This is a genomic window from Acinetobacter sp. YH01024, assembly GCF_013420195.1.
In the GTDB taxonomy this organism is placed as follows: Bacteria; Pseudomonadota; Gammaproteobacteria; order Pseudomonadales; family Moraxellaceae; genus Acinetobacter; species Acinetobacter amyesii.
On the sequence record NZ_VOYQ01000009.1, the window covers coordinates 1 to 20,934 of the forward strand.

16 protein-coding genes are annotated in these 20,934 nt (G+C 41.3%); 5 read left to right on the plus strand and 11 right to left on the minus strand.

Annotated features, from left to right (window positions below; genetic code table 11):
* Positions 1–276 precede the first annotated feature (276 nt).
* The 6 genes from FTT88_RS06050 to baeS form a co-directional block, all read right to left on the minus strand.
* Positions 277–1,632, minus strand: a complete 1,356-nt coding sequence (locus FTT88_RS06050; RefSeq protein ID WP_180005487.1) for an amino acid permease — start codon at positions 1,630–1,632, stop codon at positions 277–279.
* 350 nt (positions 1,633–1,982) lie between these two features.
* Entirely contained in the window at positions 1,983–3,680 is a 1,698-nt protein-coding gene (locus FTT88_RS06055; protein ID WP_257222654.1) for a DUF4198 domain-containing protein, read from the minus strand.
* A 436-nt stretch (positions 3,681–4,116) separates the two neighbouring features.
* Entirely contained in the window at positions 4,117–5,208 is a 1,092-nt protein-coding gene (locus FTT88_RS06060; protein WP_233945001.1) for a hypothetical protein, read from the minus strand.
* 26 nt (positions 5,209–5,234) lie between these two features.
* On the minus strand, positions 5,235–6,641 hold the full coding sequence (locus tag FTT88_RS06065; protein ID WP_218946169.1) for a hypothetical protein: 1,407 nt from the start codon (positions 6,639–6,641) through the stop codon (positions 5,235–5,237).
* An 86-nt stretch (positions 6,642–6,727) separates the two neighbouring features.
* Positions 6,728–7,414, minus strand: a complete 687-nt coding sequence (locus FTT88_RS06070) for a response regulator (protein ID WP_111885370.1) — start codon at positions 7,412–7,414, stop codon at positions 6,728–6,730.
* A 12-nt stretch (positions 7,415–7,426) separates the two neighbouring features.
* Positions 7,427–9,103, minus strand: coding sequence for a sensor histidine kinase efflux regulator BaeS (gene baeS, locus FTT88_RS06075; RefSeq protein ID WP_180005488.1), 1,677 nt, complete (start codon positions 9,101–9,103; stop codon positions 7,427–7,429).
* Positions 9,104–9,238: 135 nt separating this feature from the next.
* Here baeS and FTT88_RS06080 point away from each other — a divergent pair, with 135 nt between their 5' ends.
* The 3 genes from FTT88_RS06080 to FTT88_RS06090 all read left to right on the plus strand — a co-directional run bounded on the left by FTT88_RS06080 (position 9,239) and on the right by FTT88_RS06090 (position 13,963).
* Positions 9,239–9,868, plus strand: a complete 630-nt coding sequence (locus FTT88_RS06080; protein WP_180005489.1) for a hypothetical protein — start codon at positions 9,239–9,241, stop codon at positions 9,866–9,868.
* A 317-nt stretch (positions 9,869–10,185) separates the two neighbouring features.
* Complete coding sequence (locus FTT88_RS06085) at positions 10,186–11,988, plus strand: acyl-CoA dehydrogenase C-terminal domain-containing protein (RefSeq protein ID WP_180005490.1); 1,803 nt, start codon at positions 10,186–10,188, stop codon at positions 11,986–11,988.
* 193 nt (positions 11,989–12,181) lie between these two features.
* The gene (locus FTT88_RS06090; protein WP_180005491.1) at positions 12,182–13,963 is read left to right on the plus strand and encodes an acyl-CoA dehydrogenase C-terminal domain-containing protein; all 1,782 of its coding nucleotides are present in this window, start codon (positions 12,182–12,184) and stop codon (positions 13,961–13,963) included.
* Between the two features lie 115 nt (positions 13,964–14,078).
* Here the strand turns inward: FTT88_RS06090 and FTT88_RS06095 are convergent, their stop codons facing one another.
* Together FTT88_RS06095 and FTT88_RS06100 are read right to left on the minus strand one after the other, a co-directional pair.
* Positions 14,079–14,624, minus strand: coding sequence for a GNAT family N-acetyltransferase (locus FTT88_RS06095; protein WP_180005492.1), 546 nt, complete (start codon positions 14,622–14,624; stop codon positions 14,079–14,081).
* 14 nt (positions 14,625–14,638) lie between these two features.
* Complete coding sequence (locus FTT88_RS06100; protein ID WP_180005498.1) at positions 14,639–15,271, minus strand: FMN-binding negative transcriptional regulator; 633 nt, start codon at positions 15,269–15,271, stop codon at positions 14,639–14,641.
* A gap of 170 nt (positions 15,272–15,441) precedes the next feature.
* Here FTT88_RS06100 and FTT88_RS06105 point away from each other — a divergent pair, with 170 nt between their 5' ends.
* Positions 15,442–15,939 (plus strand): phosphate-starvation-inducible protein PsiE, encoded by a 498-nt coding sequence (locus tag FTT88_RS06105; protein WP_180005493.1) that lies wholly within the window; start codon positions 15,442–15,444, stop codon positions 15,937–15,939.
* 47 nt (positions 15,940–15,986) lie between these two features.
* On the opposite strand, the gene FTT88_RS06110 is transcribed toward FTT88_RS06105, so the two are convergent.
* A complete protein-coding gene (locus FTT88_RS06110; protein WP_373683087.1) occupies positions 15,987–16,439 on the minus strand; it encodes an RcnB family protein in 453 nt (150 codons plus the stop codon).
* Positions 16,440–16,622: 183 nt separating this feature from the next.
* Here FTT88_RS06110 and FTT88_RS06115 point away from each other — a divergent pair, with 183 nt between their 5' ends.
* Positions 16,623–17,081 carry a hypothetical protein gene (locus tag FTT88_RS06115; RefSeq protein ID WP_180005494.1) on the plus strand — a complete coding sequence of 153 codons (459 nt, stop codon included), beginning with the start codon at positions 16,623–16,625 and terminating at the stop codon, positions 17,079–17,081.
* A gap of 89 nt (positions 17,082–17,170) precedes the next feature.
* Here the strand turns inward: FTT88_RS06115 and FTT88_RS06120 are convergent, their stop codons facing one another.
* Both FTT88_RS06120 and znuD read right to left on the minus strand, forming a co-directional pair.
* Positions 17,171–18,637 (minus strand): phospholipase D family protein, encoded by a 1,467-nt coding sequence (locus FTT88_RS06120; RefSeq protein ID WP_180004575.1) that lies wholly within the window; start codon positions 18,635–18,637, stop codon positions 17,171–17,173.
* 109 nt (positions 18,638–18,746) lie between these two features.
* Complete coding sequence (gene znuD, locus FTT88_RS06125) at positions 18,747–20,831, minus strand: zinc piracy TonB-dependent receptor ZnuD (protein WP_180004576.1); 2,085 nt, start codon at positions 20,829–20,831, stop codon at positions 18,747–18,749.
* Positions 20,832–20,934 lie beyond the last annotated feature (103 nt).

Below are 20,934 nucleotides of genomic sequence, written 5' to 3' on the forward strand. Positions count from 1 at the left end.
CTGAGGATCAGAAAGCTTGTTTGAATCGATGTATTTCATCCGCAGATTATGCACGAATGCTAAGAAATCCGGAGTGCAAATATTAACCAAAAAGAAGATCGTTTTTTGATTTATGAAAGAGATCTAAATCATAATCTTATATAAATTTATCCTAGAATTCAGTACACTAGAGCAGTCTTTATCTGAATGTTCACTCAATTTGCTTACCTTGTCAGAATTTTCAAAATCATTCTTTAGTGGCAATAAACAAAGGCTCTTCCCTAAGCCTCCATCTTATTAAACTTTCTTTGCTTGCATCACCTTAAACAGTACAAACAGCAATAAAATCCATACGGGCTGCATCAGCACCGACAACATAAAACCCTGATTCCACATGATGTACAAAATCATCAGCATGAACACTAAGACAAAGTAGTTGGTGAACGGCGCAAATAAAGCAGGAAATTTAGTTTGAATAGCCTGCTGCTGCATCGCTTTTCTAAACTTCAAATGAATCAAGCTGATCAGCATCCAATTCAGCACTGCAGCACTCACCACGATATAAATCAAATAACTCAATGCTTTTTCAGGCAAGAAATAATTCAGGAGCACACAGCCAAAAATCAGCAAAGCTGAAAATAAAACCGCAGCAATCGGTGTCCCGTGCTTATTCACCTGTTTAAAGGCTTTTGGCGCATTGCCCTGTTCTGCCAAACCAAGCAGCATGCGGCTATTGGCATACATGCCGCTATTACAGACCGAAACGGAGGCTGTCAAAATAATAAAATTCAGCAAATGCGCCGCCCAATCAATCCCCATCTGATTAAAAATCATCACAAAAGGACTGCGATCTAAACCACCAAGTTTCAACTGGTTCCACGGCACCAGCGACAGCAATACAGCCAAAGAACAGATATAAAATAAGAACACGCGGATTACGGTCTGATTCACCGCTTTCGGGATATTTTGATCAGGATTTTCAGTTTCAGCCGCCGCCATGCTGATTAATTCAATGCCGCCAAAAGCAAACATCATAAAGGCTAGCATGTAGAATAAGCCTTCAAAACCGTGCGGGAAGAAGCCGCCATGTACCCATAAATTACTAATCGAAGCGGTAGAGTCTGCGCCTGCTGTAAGTAGCAGATATATACCAAAAATAATCATGGCAACAATCGCCACAACTTTAATCATCGACAGCCAAAATTCAGATTCTGCATACAGTTTGACATTGGCTAAATTGGCTAGCGTAATCACAGCAAAAAACACCAAAACTGAAACCCAAGCAGGCACATGCGGCCACCAGTAATTGATATATTTGCCTATCGCGGTCAGCTCGGTCATCACTACTAAAATATACAGAATCCAGTAGTTCCAGCCCGTTAAAAAGCCCGCAAACTTGCCCCAATACTTAAAAGCAAAATGACTGAATGAACCTGTGACTGGCTCTTGTACAATCATCTCGCCCAACTGGCGCATAATCAGAAAAGCAATCAAACCACCAATCAAATAGCCCAGAATTATCGATGGTCCAGCCGACTCAATAATATGCGCAGAGCCTAAAAATAGCCCTGTCCCGATTGCGCCACCCATTGCAATCAGCTGAATATGACGGTTCTTTAATCGGCGCTGCAGTTGAGGCATTTCGCTGCTCACAACACGTTCTCATCTTATAAAAAAGTGGATTGTAGCCTGTGCAGCTCTTTGCAGCCAAATATTCGCAGATCATTTCTGTATGAATCATTATGGAATACAGCGCGTGAGCTGCATTTCTCCATAGCACTTGGTCAAATTGATAGGATTAACAATACGGGCCATAAGATTCCACTCGAACAGCCGGAAGCATAAGCCGCCAGTATACTAAAGTGGCTGAATACATTGCCTCTTTAAATATTAACGGCCCTCAATTGAGAGCTGTTATAGCATTCACCACCCTTGATGGATAATTAATAGCGAATGCAGTACGTCTAAACCTATTTATTCATGCTGCGGTGTCATGTAAATCTTTATTTTCGCTGTGGCACTTCAGCCCACCGAGCATAACTCTTCGTGCTTTTCAGCACAGTGCCCGCTTGTTTTGCAGCGAAGCCACTATAGTCCTGATAGACACTATCCGAATTTTCATCAAAACTCGCACCATCAAATAATGGGAAAGTTCCGGCTTTTTTCTGAATCACCACATCATCAATCATCCAGCCACGGAAACCGTTGTAAAGTTGATCGACTGTTCTGAATTGGAATTTCAGCTGAACATTGGCCTTGCCTGCATATTCATCTAATGAAATTGCTTCTTGCTGAACAGCAGCCGGTGCGAGGTTAAAGCCTAAATTACTGTATGGAATCGGCGCGCGCTCATATGCCGAGGATGGATCTGCCAGCGGGTTTAATCGAGCCAAAGTCTTGAAGCTATTGCCGCCGTCGGTAGAAACTAAAATATTCATCAAATCGAATCCCTGATTATTTGGATTGACCGACTCAATTTCCCACCATGTTTTAAAGCTTAAACTCAAAGGCGCCTGATATTGGCTTAGATTAATCACAGGTGAGATTAACTCACCCGTATTGTGGGTATTAGATGTTCCGCCATCAAATTCTAGAGCAGTTGATGAATCACTTAAAGCGCCAATAAAGTTGCCATTTACTTTGTCACCATACCAATATGCTGTATTGCCTTGCAGTGGCTCAGGTACCTTACCTTGACTTTGGTCATTTGGTGCTAAGCGCACACGCTGATTCACTTGATTATTACGAATATTGTGACCTTTGTTTAGCAACTGCCAATCGACATTAGCCACACTTGGTTGCGACCTTGTCCATGCATTGCGAGTAGCAGAGTCCGCTTCAAAAGTTTCACGCCATATGGCATCTGCAGATGTCGTTTCAGGCAGCACTTCAAATTGATAGCCCGATGCAGAAGAAGCAATGACCGTAACTTTTTTCGTAATAGTATTAATTCCTGCACCGCTAATGGTGAGCGTGGCATTTTTCAATGCTTCAAGCAGCGCATTTGATACGTTGAATGAAAGCGTGAAATAGCCATTGGCATCGGTAATTGCACTGACAAATGCACCATTGGTCGCAGCACCGCCAGATAATGCGACTTGCGCATTCGCTAAAGGCTTTCCTTTATAAATGACCTGACCAGACAACGTACCGACTACTGCATCATTGACAGGTGCATCGCTTAAGGTCTGACAGTCTTGGTCTAAACAGTTGAGTATCACATTCAGCACAATGCTCTTATTGGTATTTTTAGGATGGATCAAGAATGCTGAAACTGCAGACTGTCCATTTTTAGTGACCAAAACATAATATGTGCCTGCAGCCAATTTAGGCAGCTTAACGATGCCTTGAGCATTAGCAAGGTAACTTTGACCTTTAAAATGAGTCGCTGTCGGTAAACTGTTGATCGGTGGAAATAACTGTTCAGAATCATCTGCTGTGATTTCATTTATTGTCGCTTTCAAACTACCTGCTTGTACCTTCTGCCACTCTTCATCACTTAAAATCTGAATCGACGCAGCATTTAATGCAAGATTATTTACATCCAACAGCGTCAGCTCTTCTACACTTTTTTGTACCATGGCATCGGCAACTGGCTCTGACGGTACGCTTCCTGTCTCATCACGATCACTACCACCACATGCCGTTAAACCCAAGACACCCGTGACCATTATTATTTTTGCAAATGCTATATTTTTCATCTGTTCTGCCCTCTAATTTTCCATTTTTAAAATTGTTATCTCTACATTGAACTCTGCCAGCCCAAACATACTGGTCAATATTCAAGCAAAATAATAACCAATTTTCATTAAATGCGCAAATTTCGCATTTTTATGTGATTTTTATCATTCATCCAATTGCCATTGTTTTGCTGTTAAGGGATGCCCATTCCTTCAAAAATGGAATACTAATAAATATCTAATACTGATAAAAACTTTAAAAAATAAAAAATTTACGATATAAATAAAAAAGGTTATAGATAAATTCAAACTTATCCATAACCGAACAATTTAAATTCCATTATGACAATGCAAAGCTTTTTTTAATACATATCAATACGGTTAAATAAAACAACTGCTTAAAACTTTACACATTCTAAAGAAGCTAATCTGTTTACAGTCGCTGGTCCAACAGCACTTACCATAGATATTGCGCATATATTTGCGCGCCCATACGTTTTGCTTGGTTGGTATTGAATGAATCTGCTATGTATTTAAAACCAAAGTTTTCATGTTTGACGGAAAGGCCAAACGAATTGGTTTGGGGTTCAAAATGGATTCCCCACATTAGCCCTGTATTCCAATATGCATTGAGCTGCCAAAGACTTATATACTCATTTGAGATTGAACTGAGTCCTAAACTCCAAGCCTGCTCTGAGTCATAATTTAAATCCGAATAAATTTTAAATGGCAGCTTTTGCGCATAGGTCTTATCTTTATCAAACTCTCCCTGAATATCAAACCGTGGACGCTTATCTTGATCATAGCTGATGTTATATCGTGTGTATGGAGCATCTTGCCAATATAAATATGCCAATGCATCCTGAATATTAATTTTTAAATTCCAATTTTTTGCAATAGCACCTCTTAAAGTCGCATCTAGGGCATAGCCATACCCGCTATGCGCCTGCTCATTCCAGCCCATTTTATCTTCTTTCAAAGCAGGATGATCATAACTGTAATCTATGCTCCCATTCAGCCATTTGACGCGGTCCATAAGCTCTTGCTGATCTGTCGTTACCCCTAGCGCATTAATATGACCATCAATATAATGACGCCCAATTAACGCGGTTATACCCGTTTCTAAATTCCAATTCGAACTAATGGGCCATGTATAGGCAGCCCGAGACCCAACAGTATCAATATGCTGTGCTTCAAGCCTCAAGTCATACGTTGAGTTTGCATCGATAGGCAGTTCATTTTGTATTTGATAATAAAGCTTTGCTGTATCCTCACTGAAATTGAGCGCATAGTCATATCGCCAGATCCAGCTAAAATCCCAATTACCCTGCTTTACGCCCAATTGCATTAAACCATGAGCAAATGCATTTTTTCCTGATTTAAACTTAGAATCATCCCAATCATCTGTAAATGCATGAATCGCTAACGGTTCACTATAAACATCTGCTTGCACTTGATAATAGATAGCCTCTTGTGCATAGCTATAAAACGGGAGCGATAATCCCAATAATACTAATTTTTTTTTCAACATAGAAAAAAGGGGGAACATCGTTACCCCCTCTCCTTAATTCATTATTATGGTGCAATCATTAGCACAGTGTTATCGGTAAATTTCGCAGAATAAATGCTATTCGATACTCTATTGATCGTACCGTAGCTAACAGTACCGACTTTAATATCAGCAGAACTGAATTGATCTAAATCTGGAATTTCTACAAATGCACCATTCGCATGAGATACTCTTGACCAGATAATTGGAGATTGCGCGATCAGATTGTCAGTTTTTACATCTATATTTAATGTATTTTGATCAACTGTAACTTTAAGATTTGCTATCCCTTTTTGGTAATCATTCCTTTTAGCGTTAAGCAGTAAACTGAATGGCTTCACAGCAGCCCCCCCACCTTTTACGTTACCAGAGAGATTAACTGTCAAATCTGCATTAATAAATGCAGCCGCAGATTCGCCTTGGGTAATATCAAAGGTTTTAGTCAGATCATTTTTTAGCTTAATATTTGCATCTAAGCCTAAGTTTTCTGCTCCGCTTAAAGCTTCACCTTTCAAAATAATTTCATATGGAATAATTTGATTAAATGTTTCAGTACCATTTTTGAATTTAACTCGAGCAGCTTTGCTTGAAAGTTCAGTTAAATTCAGCTTCGCGTTCTGAGTTGTTAACAAAACATTTAAAAATTTAAATTGTGCCGTAACCGGAGCATTTTCACTTTCTGAGTCTTCCAGCTTGATAGCTGTATCATAAACAACTTGAGCGGTACTGTTGCTATTAAACCCTAAGCTTGATTCTAATCCATCCGCATTTTTAGCTGTGATTTTACCGCCTGAAACTATTTTAAAATCATGCTGTTTTGCAGATGCTGTGAATGGCGCATCCAACTTTAAATTGCTTACAGTAATCAAAACCGCATCGCTAAAAACATCTTTTCCAGTAAAAGTACTGCTATCCCAAATATAGTCCATCCAATATTTAGCCGATACACTTCCATTAACAGAAACTGAAGTCGGTGTTACGCTGATTTTAAGACCATTTTTGCTCAAAATATAATCTGGATAATATATCCCCCCATAGGTCGCATCATCCTCTAAAAGTGCCTCTAATTCTGCAGCGGTATAGTCTTTTGTGGAACCTTGAGCGTCTTTCTGCGCCAATGAAGCTAAAGTAATGATGAGATCAGAAGCATTACTAATATCATTTCCTGCATTACTTACAGCATCAAATGCAGGCTCATACTGAGACTGCAAACCTTTAAAACTGTCAAAATAGGCAATAATATTGTTCGTAGTTTTGATTAATACTTTAGCTTTCTCTAAATCTGTTGCTGGATTTGATGGGTTAGCTGTTTCCCCATTTGAACCGCCATTATCTGAAGTCCCACCGCTACTAGAAGACCCGCCGCCACCACCGCCACATGCAGTTAAAATTACAGAACAGCTTATTGCTAATAAGGTTTTTTTTAAAATCATTATGTTTTTCCCTCTTAAAAATACAAATAAAAAAGCCTTTAAAAATTAAAGGCTTTTAAAAAAAGATTCAAGAACAAAAAGTAACATTAATCCTCTGGATATTCAAAACGGTAGCCGACGCCATACACAGCTTGAATCCACTCATGACGGTTGCCAGTTTCCGCTGCATCTGAAATCTTACGACGCAGGTTTTTGATATGACTATCAATCACACGGTCAGCCACTTCAAAACTGTCTGGGTTAATATGATCAAGCAATTGCGCACGTGAATACACCTGCCCTACATGCTCTAAAAACAACTCAAGTAAACGAAACTCAGTTGGCGTTAAGCTCAACGCTTTTTGTTGATACCAAATACGTTGCTGTGCTTTGTCCATACGGAATAAATCATTCACCTCTGGCTCTGCTTTACGTTCTAAACGACGTAATACCGCTTGCACACGTGCCACCAACTCTTTCGGACTAAACGGTTTGCAGACATAATCGTCAGCACCCATATTGAGCCCCAATACACGGTCAATTTCTTCAGTGCGTGCAGTCACCATAATAATTGGCAGATCAGACTGCTCACGGACTTTACGGCAAATGGTTAAGCCATCCATACGTGGCACCATCAGGTCCAAAATCATTAGACTCGGCTTACGCTGCGTGAAGCTCTCATAGGCTTCTTGACCATCATGAAACATGCTGACTTCAAAGCCTGCAGCCTCTAGATAATCACGCACTAGCTGTGCAAGTTCCACTTCATCTTCAACCAACATGATATGTTTCATGCATGCTTCCTTTTAATATTTCATCTGTTTGGGAAATGTCAATTTGCAACGCAAACCGCCCAATGGAGAATGATCAAAACTCAATTCTCCGCCCAATGCTCTAGCTATTTTTACGGATAACGCCAATCCTAATCCTGTACCACCAGTTGCACGCGTACGTGAATCATCCACACGATAGAAACGCTCACCTAAACGTGCCAACTGTTCATCAGTTAAACCAAATGGGCTGTCATCAACATACACGGTCCACTGGGTTTCATCCTGCTCAGTATGAACATGCACTTCACCACCAGCTTCCGTATAACGAATACTGTTACCCAATAAGTTGACCATAATCTGTTTAAAACGGTCTATATCTAATTGTAATGAAGTGCCATCGCCCGTTGCTGTAATTTTCAAATCGGCTTGTTCAAACTTCGGTTTAAAGCTTTCAACCTCCTGCACAACGACATCCCACGGATTAATCGTAGTGAGATAACAATTTAATTGCTGTGCATCAGCTTGCGCCAAATCAGCCAAATCTTTGGTCAATTTTTTCAGACTACTGACTTGATTCAACATCGAAGTAAAATGCTCTGGCGTTGGCTTACGAATACCGTCCTGCATCGCCTCAATTTGAGCCTGCAACACCGCCAATGGGGTTTTTAATTCATGTGAAGTATCGGCCACCCATTGACGACGTGACGTTTCATGCTGATCGAGAATCACAGCCAACTGGTTCAATTCATTCGATAAATCACCAAGCTCATCATTACGGTTCACCGCGACTTGATGTTGATAATTGCCCTTTGTTAACTCACGTGTTCCCATTAACAAACGCTGAATCGGTTTTTTAAAGTAGGTCGCCAATAACAGTGCAGCAATTAAACTTGCAATAAATGTCAGCACATAAACCAATAACAAATAACGTTTTTGCTTACTAAAGAAGTTAATACTGATCGCATCATCTTGCTCGAGTACAGGTTTGAGCCCCAAATACCCCACGATTTGATTATTTACCATAATCGGACGATAAGAAATCTGTTCATCTGTCGGCTCACCCACCACAAATTGGCGCTGTGCATCATATAAAGATAAACGTGAACTCAAGCCCAAGCGGTCAGGCATTTGAATAAACTGTTTTTTACCACCATTGTTGGTATTGTTTTGAGAGGATTGACCGGCATCTTTATCTTTTTCATCCGCATTCGACTCTTTGGGGCGGAACACATTTTGATTCGCGCTTAAAGGAAATTTTAAACCTTCAAAGGGTTGAAACTCAGACGGTAAGTTTTGTTCAAGCCATTTTAGCTCTTCAGTTTTTTGTTCTGCCGTTTGCTGTGGCGTTGCCAACATCGATGCTGCATTCAAACTATGATCTTGAAAATAGCGCTGCTGCAATGCAATGTCATATTGACGACGTAACCACCACCGAGAGAGACGATCATAGTCATCTGGTGCTGCCTGCCCTTCAATTTGCAGAATCTGTGCCTGAATCGCATTGCCCCAATCATGATAGACCGTATACACATCGGCTAAATTTTCAATGACATGGTCAAGCTTTTGCATCTCGACATCGGCCACATATTTGGTGAAATTACGCTGCATATTCCAATGCAAAACGCCAAGACTTACCGTTGTGATGACGAGCGTCGTCAACAGCACAGTCAGAAACAAGCGTAGGGCAATCGGGATACGACGTATTTTCAAAAGAGAACTCTCATTTTTCTTCTATATTCATTATTGTAGCGAACACGCAACTAAAAAACTCTCCATTGTTTCTACATCTTTATTATTTAATCTTTAACCATCGGAAAAATATCTAATCTGGTGGGGGTAAAGACTATGAAACAAATGACTAAAATGGCTTTAATCGGTGCAAGCGTATTGAGCATGGGTGCACTCACTGCCTGTCAATCGACAACCGCACCAAAAGATAACGATCATGGCCGCATGATGAAACAACATCATGGTGATCAAGATCGTCGTATGTCACCTGAGCAACGTGAACATTTTAAACAAATGCGTGCCGAGCAACGTCAAGTGTTTGCTGATATGCAAAAAGCCTGCGATGGTAAGGCTACAGGTTCAACAGTTCAAGTAAAAGCTGGCGATAAAAATATTGATGGTACATGTACCATGGTGTTCAAAGCAGACCGTCAAGACATGAAAAAAGCACGTGGTGAACACAAACCAATGCGCGGTGAACATCATCCAATGCGTGGCGACATACGTGGTCAGATGCAACGCGGTGAGCCACTGACTGATGCAAAACGTGCAGAACTGACTAAACAGTTTGATCAACGTTTAGCAGAACGCCAAGCGAAGCAACAAGCGATTATGAAAGCATGTCAAGGCAAGACTGATGGCAGTGCGGTTGCCATTAAAGTTGGCGAACAGCAAATCAATGGTAAATGTGAAGTGCGTTTCCAACCTAAAGCCCCTGTTGCCCCAACGCCAGCACCAGTGAAATAATCCAAACTTAGATCGCGATATCATTGCATAAAAAAGGCACTCCCATGAGTGCCTTTTTTATTGGACATATCTTTTTACGCTTTTTGACTATTTGTGTCATTCATTTTCACCTAAAAGCGTTTACACTCAATGCACTTAGCTTTTTCAAGGGATATTTCTTTGACTTTACAGTCACCAACAAATCACCCTGAAATGCTTGTACCCAATAAGAAGATGTTGCACGATTAGAACCATTCCAATACGTGTCATTGAAGACACGTTCAAATGTTTATTTAGGATTACTAACGCTGGTAGAAACCAGTATTGAGGAAAACGATATGCCACAATACAAAGCGCCCTTACGTGATATGCAATTTGTTCTGCATGAACTATTAAAAGCAGAAGATCACTATGCACAACTGCCTGCATTTTCAGACACCGTAAGCCGTGAGTTGGTTGACCAATATCTAGAAGCTGCTGCTGACTTCTGTGAAAATGAACTTTCTCCTCTTAACCAAGTCGGCGACCGTGAAGGTTGTACTTGGAATGATGGCGTTGTCACAACACCAACTGGTTTTAAAGAAGCGTATCAAAAATATATCGAACTTGGTTTCCCGTCTTTGTCTGCTGAAGAACAATATGGCGGTCAAGGTCTACCTGTTTCACTAGGTAACATCATTTCAGAAATGGTGGGTACGTCGAACTGGGCTTGGGGTATGTATCCTGGTCTATCTCATGGTGCTGTACGTACTTTAGAACACCACGGTTCACAAGAACAAAAAGACGCTTACCTGCCTAAACTTGTTTCAGGTGAATGGACAGGTACCATGTGCTTAACAGAATCTCATGCAGGCTCTGACTTAGGTATTATCCGTTCTAAAGCTGAACCACAAGCAGACGGTAGCTATGCAATTTCTGGCGAGAAAATCTTTATCTCTGCTGGTGAACACGACATGGCTGAAAACATCATCCATATCGTCCTTGCTCGTCTACCAGGCGCACCAAAAGGCACGAAAGGTATTTCATTATTCATCGTACCTAAATTCAATGTAAATGCTGATGGCTCAATTGGTGAGCGCAATGCTGTACGTTGTGGTTCGATTGAACACAAAATGGGGATCCATGGTAACGCGACTTGTGTCATCAACTTTGATAACGCAAAAGGCTTCTTGATTGGCCCTGAAAACCGCGGTCTAAACTGCATGTTCACATTCATGAACACTGCACGTATCGGTACTGCTGTACAAGGTCTTTCAGCTTCTGAAGGCGCTTTCCAAGGTGCACTTGCTTACGCAAAAGACCGTTTGGCAATGCGTTCACTTTCAGGCCCTAAAGCACCTGAAAAAGAAGCAGATCCAATTATCGTGCACCCTGCAGTGCGCAACATGCTGCTTACGCAAAAATCATTTGCTGAAGCTGGTCGTGCTCTGGTTTACTTATTGTCTTTCCATGCCGATATCGTGGAACAAGGTGCAACTGAAGAAGAACGTAAGTTCTCTGACAATATCTTGTCATTATTAACTCCAATTGCTAAAGCATTCTTGACTGAAACAGGTTCTGAATCTGCAAAACACGGTGTTCAAGTATTTGGTGGCCACGGCTTCATTTCAGAACACGGTATGGAGCAAATCGTACGTGATACACGTATCTCTTGCTTGTACGAAGGTACGACTGAAATTCAAGCAATTGACTTGTTAGGCCGTAAAGTATTGGGTACTCAAGGTGCAATGTTGAAAGACTTCACCAAGATCATCCATAAATTTGTTGAAGCCAACAAAGACAACGCTGCCATGAAAGAATTTGTTGAGCCGCTTGCTGCGCTAAACAAAGAATGGGGCGACCTGACTATGCAGATTGGTATGAAAGCAATGCAAAACCCAGAAGAAGTGGGTGCTGCTGCGGTCGATTACTTGTACTTCTCTGGTTATGTAACGCTTGCTTACCTATGGGCCCGCATGGCGCTAGTTGCGCAAGAAACTTTAGCTGCAGGAACAACAGATGTTGATTTCTACAATGCGAAAGTAACGACTGCCCGTTTCTACTTCAAGAAAATCTTACCGCGCGTCCGCTCTCATGTAGAAGTGATCGCAGGTGGCCTAGATCCTCTTATGGCATTGGATGCAGAACACTTTGCATTCTAATGTGAATATCTAAAACATATTCAAAAAATTGTACTCTTGAGTGCAGAAATAGAGAAAGGACGGTCATAGCATTGGCAGTCCTTTTTCTTTATAAATAGTCCCATAATTTTACTTTGGTCAATTTTCTCCACGCTTTGTGCCGATACAAATTGCCCCAAGTCCACAGATTCAAACAATAAACAGGTGAACGAACATGCCAATTTATAATGCGCCGCTTGCAGATATGAAATTCATCTTAAATGATGTTTTTAAAGCAGAACAATTCTGGCAAAACAACGAAAATCTTGCTCACGTTGATGCTGCAACTGCAGAAGCCATTCTTGAAGAAATGGCAAAATTTGCGCAAAACGTCACTCATCCTTTAAACCGCACAGGTGATGAAGAGGGCGCAACCTATAGCAATGGCAATGTCACGACTCCTGCTGGTTTCAAAGAAGCATTTAAACAATATGCAGAAGGCGGTTGGATTGGTCTAGGCGCAGATGAAGAATGGGGCGGTCAAGGCATGCCAAAAATGCTGACTGTTCTGTCTGACGAAATGCTGTTTGCAACCAACCCATCATTCATGCTCTACCCGCTTCTTTCTGTAGGTGCAGGCATGGCGTTAAACAGCTATGCATCACAAGAGCAAAAAGAAACTTATTTGCCAAAAATGTACACAGGTGAATGGTCAGGCACGATGTGCTTAACTGAGCCGCATGCAGGTACAGACTTAGGCATTATTAAAACTAAAGCTGAACGTAATGAAGACGGTACTTATAACATTACAGGTACGAAAATTTTCATCACTGGCGGTGACCACGACCTTTCTGAAAATATCATCCACTTAGTTTTAGCGAAAACGCCTGATGCGCCTGCGGGCTCACGCGGAATTTCACTCTTCATCGTACCTAAATTCTTGGTGAATGCAGATGGTTCATTGGGAGAGCGTAATGCTGTAGGCCCTGGTTCTATTGAACATAAAATGGGGATCAAAGCGTCTGCCACATGTGTGATGAACTTTGATGGCGCGAAAGGCTACCTGGTTGGTAAAGAAAATGAAGGCCTTGCAGCGATGTTCGTGATGATGAACTACGAACGTCTGTCTATGGGTATTCAAGGCCTAGGTGCTTCTGAATTTGCTTATCAAAATGCAGCGCAATATGCGACTGATCGTTTACAAGGTCGCAGCGCTTCTGGCGTGCAATCCCCTACAAAACCTGCAGACAGCATCTTAGTTCATGGTGATGTACGTCGTATGTTGCTGAACGCACGTGCCAACAATGAAGCGTCTCGTGCATTTGCGGTTTATGTTGGTCAACAACTGGACATTACCAAGTTCTCTACTGACCCAGAAGCAGTCAAAGCAGCCAATAACCGTGTTGCGCTATTAACACCGATTGCGAAAGCGTATTTAACTGATACAGCTTTCCAAGCAACACTCGATGCGCAAATGGTCTTCGGTGGTCATGGCTTTATTCGTGAATGGGGTATGGAACAATGTATCCGTGACCTCCGTATTGCACAGATTTACGAAGGGACCAACGGTGTTCAATCGCAAGACTTAATTGGTCGAAAAACCATTAAGTGCAATGGTGAATTCATTGCTGAATATATCCAAGAAATCCGTGATTTTGCCAATAACTTAGATGCCAGCTTGAACTACATCAAAGATGCAACCTTAGATGCAGCAGCTGAAGTTGAAGCTGTGACTCAATATGTACTTGAAGCTGCTCGTGAAAACATTGAGTTCCCGAACTCAGCAGCAGTTGATTACCTACATGCTGTAGGCCTGCTCAGCTTTGCCTATATGTTTGCCCGCATTGCAGATGCAGCAAAAGACAAAGATGGCGAGTTCTACCAAAACAAACTTGCACTGACTCTTTACTTCACGCAGCGTATTTTGCCTGAATTGGCTTTACGCATTGCCAAAGTGAAAGCAGGTTCTGAAGTGATCATGAACTTCTCTGAAGATTACTTTACCAACCAAGCTTAATTAGCCGTACAAAATCAAAAATGCCCGATTTATCGGGCATTTTTTTATTCATCTACTACTCTTATTACATAACCACTGAGTACAACTTTTTTCAAAAAATCATAAGCATATTTACTTATTCGCAATCACCTAATTCCATTCGATATGTAAAACAAGGATGGAGCTGATCGTCTAGCATTGGAAATGTAGCCCAATGCGTTGTATCTTTATCTTGTTTAAACCCTGCCTTCATTAAGACATTTTGTGATGCTAGATGTTCCTCAGCACAAAAAGATGAAACAACCTTCGTGACCTGATTCTGCTTTAAATACTTAATTCCCCCAATTAAAGCCTCAGTCATATAACCACAACCATGAAAATTCACCCCTAACCCAAAATGTATTTCTCCATGGTTGTCTTGATTGAAGAAATACAGTAAGCCCATCGCTAAATGCGTATTCTTATCACTAATCACCCATGCAAAATCAGGATTGTGTATCGACCAATAATGATCTGCCCACTTTTCTAAAACACTCTTAGTCTGTTGAATCGTTTTATGTGGCAACCGCTGCAGATAACGAGTTGCTTCTATATTCGAAAAATATGTATCAAATAATGAAATTTCATCTCCTAACTGATACTTTCTCAGGCATAAACGTTCAGTTTCAATCCTATTGGGCATGATTATTTAGCCTGTTATTTCATGGGATAAAATTTTTTGATCGACTCCGCCATTTCAGCATTCGACCTTTCCAAAGCTTTTTCCACATTCATCGCATCTATAGCGCTGCGATTTTGACTGACTTTAAATTTCCCGATCATCGACTGAATATCGATTTCAATTGCTACAATTTTTTCCAGTTGTTCCGCAATAAAATCATGAGGCGCATCGCCCATTTTCCATGGCATGGGTTGCGTCGCTTCATGAGTACGAGTTAAACAAGCCAAAATTCCACGTAAATATTTTTCATCTGCAATTTTACGTATCTTGCCTTTAACATGGACTACACGATAATTCCATGTCGGCACGACACGGTGATGTTCTTGTTTTCCTTCGTACCAATTTGGCGAAATATATGCTTCGTCGGCATGAAAAATCACATAGGCTTGCGCTGACTGATTTAGCAATTCAAACATTGGATTGGCCTTAGCAATATGACCGCGTAATACACCTAATTCGCCTGACTCAGCGTCATATTCTAGTGGTAAATGATTCACTTCCAACTCACCATTGGGTGCAGTCAGTATTACTGTCGCCAAAGCATACTTACGCATAAGATCAATCAGATCAGGGAGTTCATCATGTTTAAAATGCGTTGGTTGATACATCGTCGCTTCATTCTTATAGGACAAAATTTAAGCTCAAACTTAACATTAAAAACTTTATTAAACCTAAAAAATATTTTTGTCATATGCGCTTCATGTGCATGAAATTTGCTTGGTATTTAATGACTAGTTCATCATTGAATATTCACGCAATTTACACAGGAGGAAGATATATGAAACACCGTGATCCCAAAGTAGAAAAAGTTGAAGCCCTCCTTGACCGTTTTGGCAATATTGCTGTAGAAGGTTTTCATTATCTTGCACTGTTTGTCATCGGCTGTATGATTTTATGGTCTGCGGGTCATACCATTTTTGAAATTATTACAGTTAAACAATTCGCCACGATTGACGATATTTTATTATTGTTTATTTACCTTGAGCTCGGTGCCATGGTTGGTATTTATTTTAAAACCAACCACATGCCGGTACGCTTCCTGATTTATATTGCTATTACTGCCCTGACCCGTTTACTAATTTCGGACATTCAACATGACCATAAAGCGGATATGGGATTGGTCATTACTACAGGTTCGATCCTCATTCTTGCTGCGGCCATTTTGATTGTACGCTATGCCTCTTGGACCTACCCTTCTGTTATTCGAGATAAGCATTCCGAGAAGCCACTGCCTGAAGGAAAAACCCCACGTCCGCAAGATGATGAGTTAGCTTAGTCTTATTAAAGCCCCTCTTTTTTAAGGAGGGGTTTGGGGAGATTAAATTACCGATTCGGCACTAATACATAGCGACCATTTTCAAAGATCCAATACATGCCACTTGGGGGGGCCGGCAAGCCAATCCGTTTCCAATCACTGATAAAAGTATAGGTCGAACTGGAAATACTGGCACTGGCAGGATCGCCAATGACCCAACTATAGCTCTGCGAATTTTGAGTAATGGTGGTCGGCGCATTGTATTGAATGCTAATACCACTCTGAGGATACTGTGGATAAGGTCGATTTGGATATTGCGGATAAACTGGCGGACGACTTGGATACTGAGGATAATTCGGCGCATGCTGCGGATAGCCAGGCCGATTCATCGACGGTGGGCGGTGTTGTGGTTTTGACGTATCCACACCTTGGTAGTTTGCCCATTTGTTTTCCGCAAAAGTACTGGCTGAAGCACTGATCAGCATCACACCTGCAATCGCATAGAATAATGTGGTTTTCACTTAAGCTCTCCTCGACGGTTTATACGCTCAGTATAAATTCCATTGTAGGAGAAAAAATGGATAAAAATCCATCAAATGCAATAATTTGTTAAATCATCCACCCGATTCTGATCAGCAGATCATGCACTCGATTTTCGACGGAATATGCTAAGATGCCTTTTATTTCGTAGTGGATCAAATGCTGTGTCTGAATTAAGTTTTGACCGACTTCATCAATTTTTTTCTAAAGTTCCAAGTATTCAAGAACAACTGATTGACTCGTACGGAACCGATGGTAAAACTGCTTGGTGGTTTAAATTTCAAATTAATGTAGATCACCCTTTAGCATGGCAAACTGTTCAAGAATTGGGCCATGTATTGAACTATATTTCTAAAAATGAACGCTTACCGACTCAATTTTTACCTGTTTCTCCGCCACCATATATGAATGGCGAAGCAAGACAATTCTTGTCTTGGGTGATTCAATGTAACCATGCCGATTTTCCACCAGATGTCATCTGTGACTGGTTAGAAGCTCGTTTGCCACAACCGGTAGATGATGCAGATAAATGGAAAATCAAAACCGATATTAAAGAATTGGATCAAATGACGGATAAAGATTTAGATCAAATCGTTCCGCCGAATCCTGTACCGAAGAATTAATAATTGCTAAATACACCTCTCCCTAACCCTCTCCTGAAATGAGAGGGAATTCCTTCCCCCTTTGGGGGAAGGTTAGGATGAGGGGAAAATTAAAAAGTAGATATTCCGCTCCATTCCATAAAGCGATACAACACATATTTCAACTTAGATTCATCGGCATACGTATCGTAATCCACACTCATCTGCTTACCATCACGGTTTGACCAAGCCGTATTAAAATACTGATTTGCCTCTTTAAAGACTTGAGCGTCTTTCAAACCGATCACTCTTAAATCCGTTTCTAAATTATAATTTTTCAGGTTACGCGCTGTGAAATTGGCAGAACCTAAAATCATATCTGCCTGATAGGCTGTTCGTTTTAAAATCATCTTGCTATGGCACTGCTCACCTTGGGTATTACACCAACGCACATCAATACCAGCATCATGCAATTCAGAAGCAACAGGACGGTTTGGAATACCATTTTTGGTACGACCAAAAGCATCTTTATTCGGATCGAGTAATACCCGAACTTTCACGCCACGTTCATGCGCAGCAATGAGTGCTTTGATAATTTTACGTTCTGACAAGTAGAACATGGCAATATCAATTTCAGTTCCAGCTTTCTTCGCGCTATCAATTAAGTCGAATGTGGCATCATAAATTGCTTTTTCAGTTAGCACTTGAACCTGTGGCTGAGTTTTCGCCGCTTCAACATCCTTAATCACCACAAATGGAATATTGGCTTTGGACATCATTCCAACGGCTTGCTCGGTCTTTAACAGATCAATCGCGGTCATGCCTTTGACGGTTAAGGCCACATTAGAATGTCGTGAGCTACCATCATGCGGATTCATAGAGGTGACCAAACCTTTCCAACCGTCAACGGTATCGACCACCAAGGTTTTACGATGATTGGCTTTAAAGTTGAAAAGATCCATATAACTGCGGATCGTCACCTTTTCGGTTCCCAATGGGTTCGGTAACCAGCCTTTTTCAGGATTATTGCCAATATCTTGACAGCAGATATACCAAAAGCCAGACCATGCTGGATTGGAAGCACGAAGCGGTACCAAATTGGTTTCCATCAACTCAATGCCCCCTTGCCGTAATTGACGATAATGTTCAGGTTGAATGCCGCCATATACCGAATTGACCGGGTCAGTAATCACAAAAATTTCCACTTGAGGAGATAGACGACGCTTCAAAATCAGCGCATCGGTCAGCTCCTGTGTTAATTGTTCGTGTTTTAATTGAGAGTCGCCAACTTGCGGATTAAAGAGAAACATATCCAACACAATGGTCGACTGTGCTTCTTCGATCATTTTTAGCATTTCTTTAAAAATGCGATGTTCCTGTTGCTGCTTTCCTTGCGCATCAATATAGGTTTCATCCACTAAAAAGTTCACTTCAGCATGGCGAAGTTTCCCCGTGTAGTTCAGCCCTTCAGGGAGTGGTTTTAGCGTGTGATAGGTTGCCGATGCCAAATAACCTAAAACCAATAAACCAATGACCACACCCACATAGCGACGGCGTGACCAATTGAGCTTGTGATGTATTCGTTGAATGATGCGCATAAGAAAAAACCTAGTCTAATGCGCTCAGACTAGGTTTTATTCATTGATTTTTCAAGAGGATTTCTGTGACTTCACCTAGACTTCCTTAGAAAAGTCTGTGCAAATTCAATTAGAAACCAAATTCAAGACCAACTGTAAAATTACGACCGACTTGTGGAATATTGGCAAGGAATGACGTGTGAGAGTAAACATCTTCATCCAATAAATTATTGGCTTTGAAATAAACCCGATAATCATTTTGATCTTTCAACTGGCCACTATAGGCCACGCCCAAGTTCACCATGTTGTAGCCATCTGTTTCACGCTCAAATGCAGTGATTTTGTCTTGTTTGAATACATGTGAATATTCTGCAAGACCTGACCAACCATCGGCAAAGTCAACATCGACCTTGGTTCCTAAGCGCCCGGCAGGCACACGTGGCGCATTTTCACCATCAATTTTGCCGCGAACATAATCACCAAAGACACTGAGTTTATACATATCATTAATGGCATAACCCACTTGAGCTTCCGCGCCATAGAACTTGGCTTTGTCTTGGGTGTAATCAACTAAGCGGAAGTTTTCAAAATTATCTTTAGTTGCAGCATAAATGTAGTTGTCATACCAGTTGTGGTACACATGAACGTGATAATCCAACTGATCTTTTTCATAATGGAAACCTAATTCAAGGTTATTGGATTTTTCAACATCTAGATTTTCATTCCCACGTTCATAGGTATTGGTCGCAAAATGCTTGCCATCTGCATACAGCTCTTGCGCCAATGGCAACCGCTCTTGATGAGAACCCACCAAGGACAATTTATAATTGGGTGCAAACGCCCAGTTCACAGCACCTGAGTAGGAAATACCATAATCGTCATAATTTTTTTGTGCAGAATCGATCTGAATTTTCTGCTGATCGACACGGGCGCCCAGCTCGACATGAAAATCACCAAATTGTTTATGTTCTAAACCAAATACACTCCATTTTTGGGTTTTATTTGGGTTCATCAATGACTCTTCGCCACTGATATTGAGCTTTTGCTGATTGTATTGTGCGCCTATCACCCCTTCCCAATCCGCAATCGGGTTATGGACCAATTCTAAACGGCCATCATAACCTTTACTTTTAAAAGTGGTTGCTGCGGTGTTACCTTCAATTTCATCATGTTTATAGTCCGTATAACTCGCATGCGCACGTAGTTTTTGGAAGCCCGCAAACGGATTCGCAAGTTCAGTACGGAAATCATAGCGTTCTGACTTTAAGTCGACCCATGGGCCTGCGGCATCATGATCGTGATCATGTTCGTCATGCGCTGAATGATCATGCTCATCGGTATGCCCATGGTTGTCATGACCATCACAATGTAAATGGTCATCATGTGGATGACAGCTTTCATATTCATGACTATGCCCCGGCAAGCCATATTGGTCTTGACGGTTGCTATAAGACAGTCCAGCAAAACCTCGATCATGAATCCATGACGCGCCCACACTGACATTTTGCCCTTCTGCAAAAGTGTTGCCAACGCGGCGTTCTTTTTCTAATTCACCATCATGATCATGGAAATAATTGGGTGCAATATAATCATTGGCTTTGCGTTTCGAACCTTCTACACGGATGGCAAATTGCTCACCTAAAGCAGCCGTCACACCGGCACTCGCCAATTTTTCATCACTGCCTGAGTTATAACGAACCCCAACTTGCCCTTCATAACCTTTATCAGGAATAGAGGTAGGAATCTTTTGATCCGTCACATTAACCAAACCGCCGACTGTGCCTGCCGCGTATAACAGTGTTGATGGCCCACGGATCACTTCAATTTGTTTTGCCAAAATCGGATCTACCGTAACCGCATGGTCAGGAGATAAAGTCGAAACATCTGCAGTTTCTGAGGCGTGTTCTAAGACTTTGACACGAGGGCCATCTTGACCACGCAGCACAGGACGACTTGAACCTGCACCAAACTGATTTGAATATACACCCGGCTGTCCGGCTAACGCATCACCAATTGTGACGCCACCTTGTGCAAGAGCTTTATGTTGAATGACATTATCGGCAACAGCAAAATCTGCCGCACTTTGGTTTAAAGGATGGACCTGAACATTAATCGCTTCGAGCTTTTGTACCTGTTGTTCTGGGTCATCGGCATAAAGGTTGGGTGCAATCACTGCAAAAATCGAAACAGTTATTAAATTCTTATGAAAAGACATGTTGGAGAGACTCAAATCAGGCTATTTTTGAATAATGTTATAATATAACATTTCATTCGTTTTGCAATAAAAAACATTCTAATTTGCCCAAATCATATACACT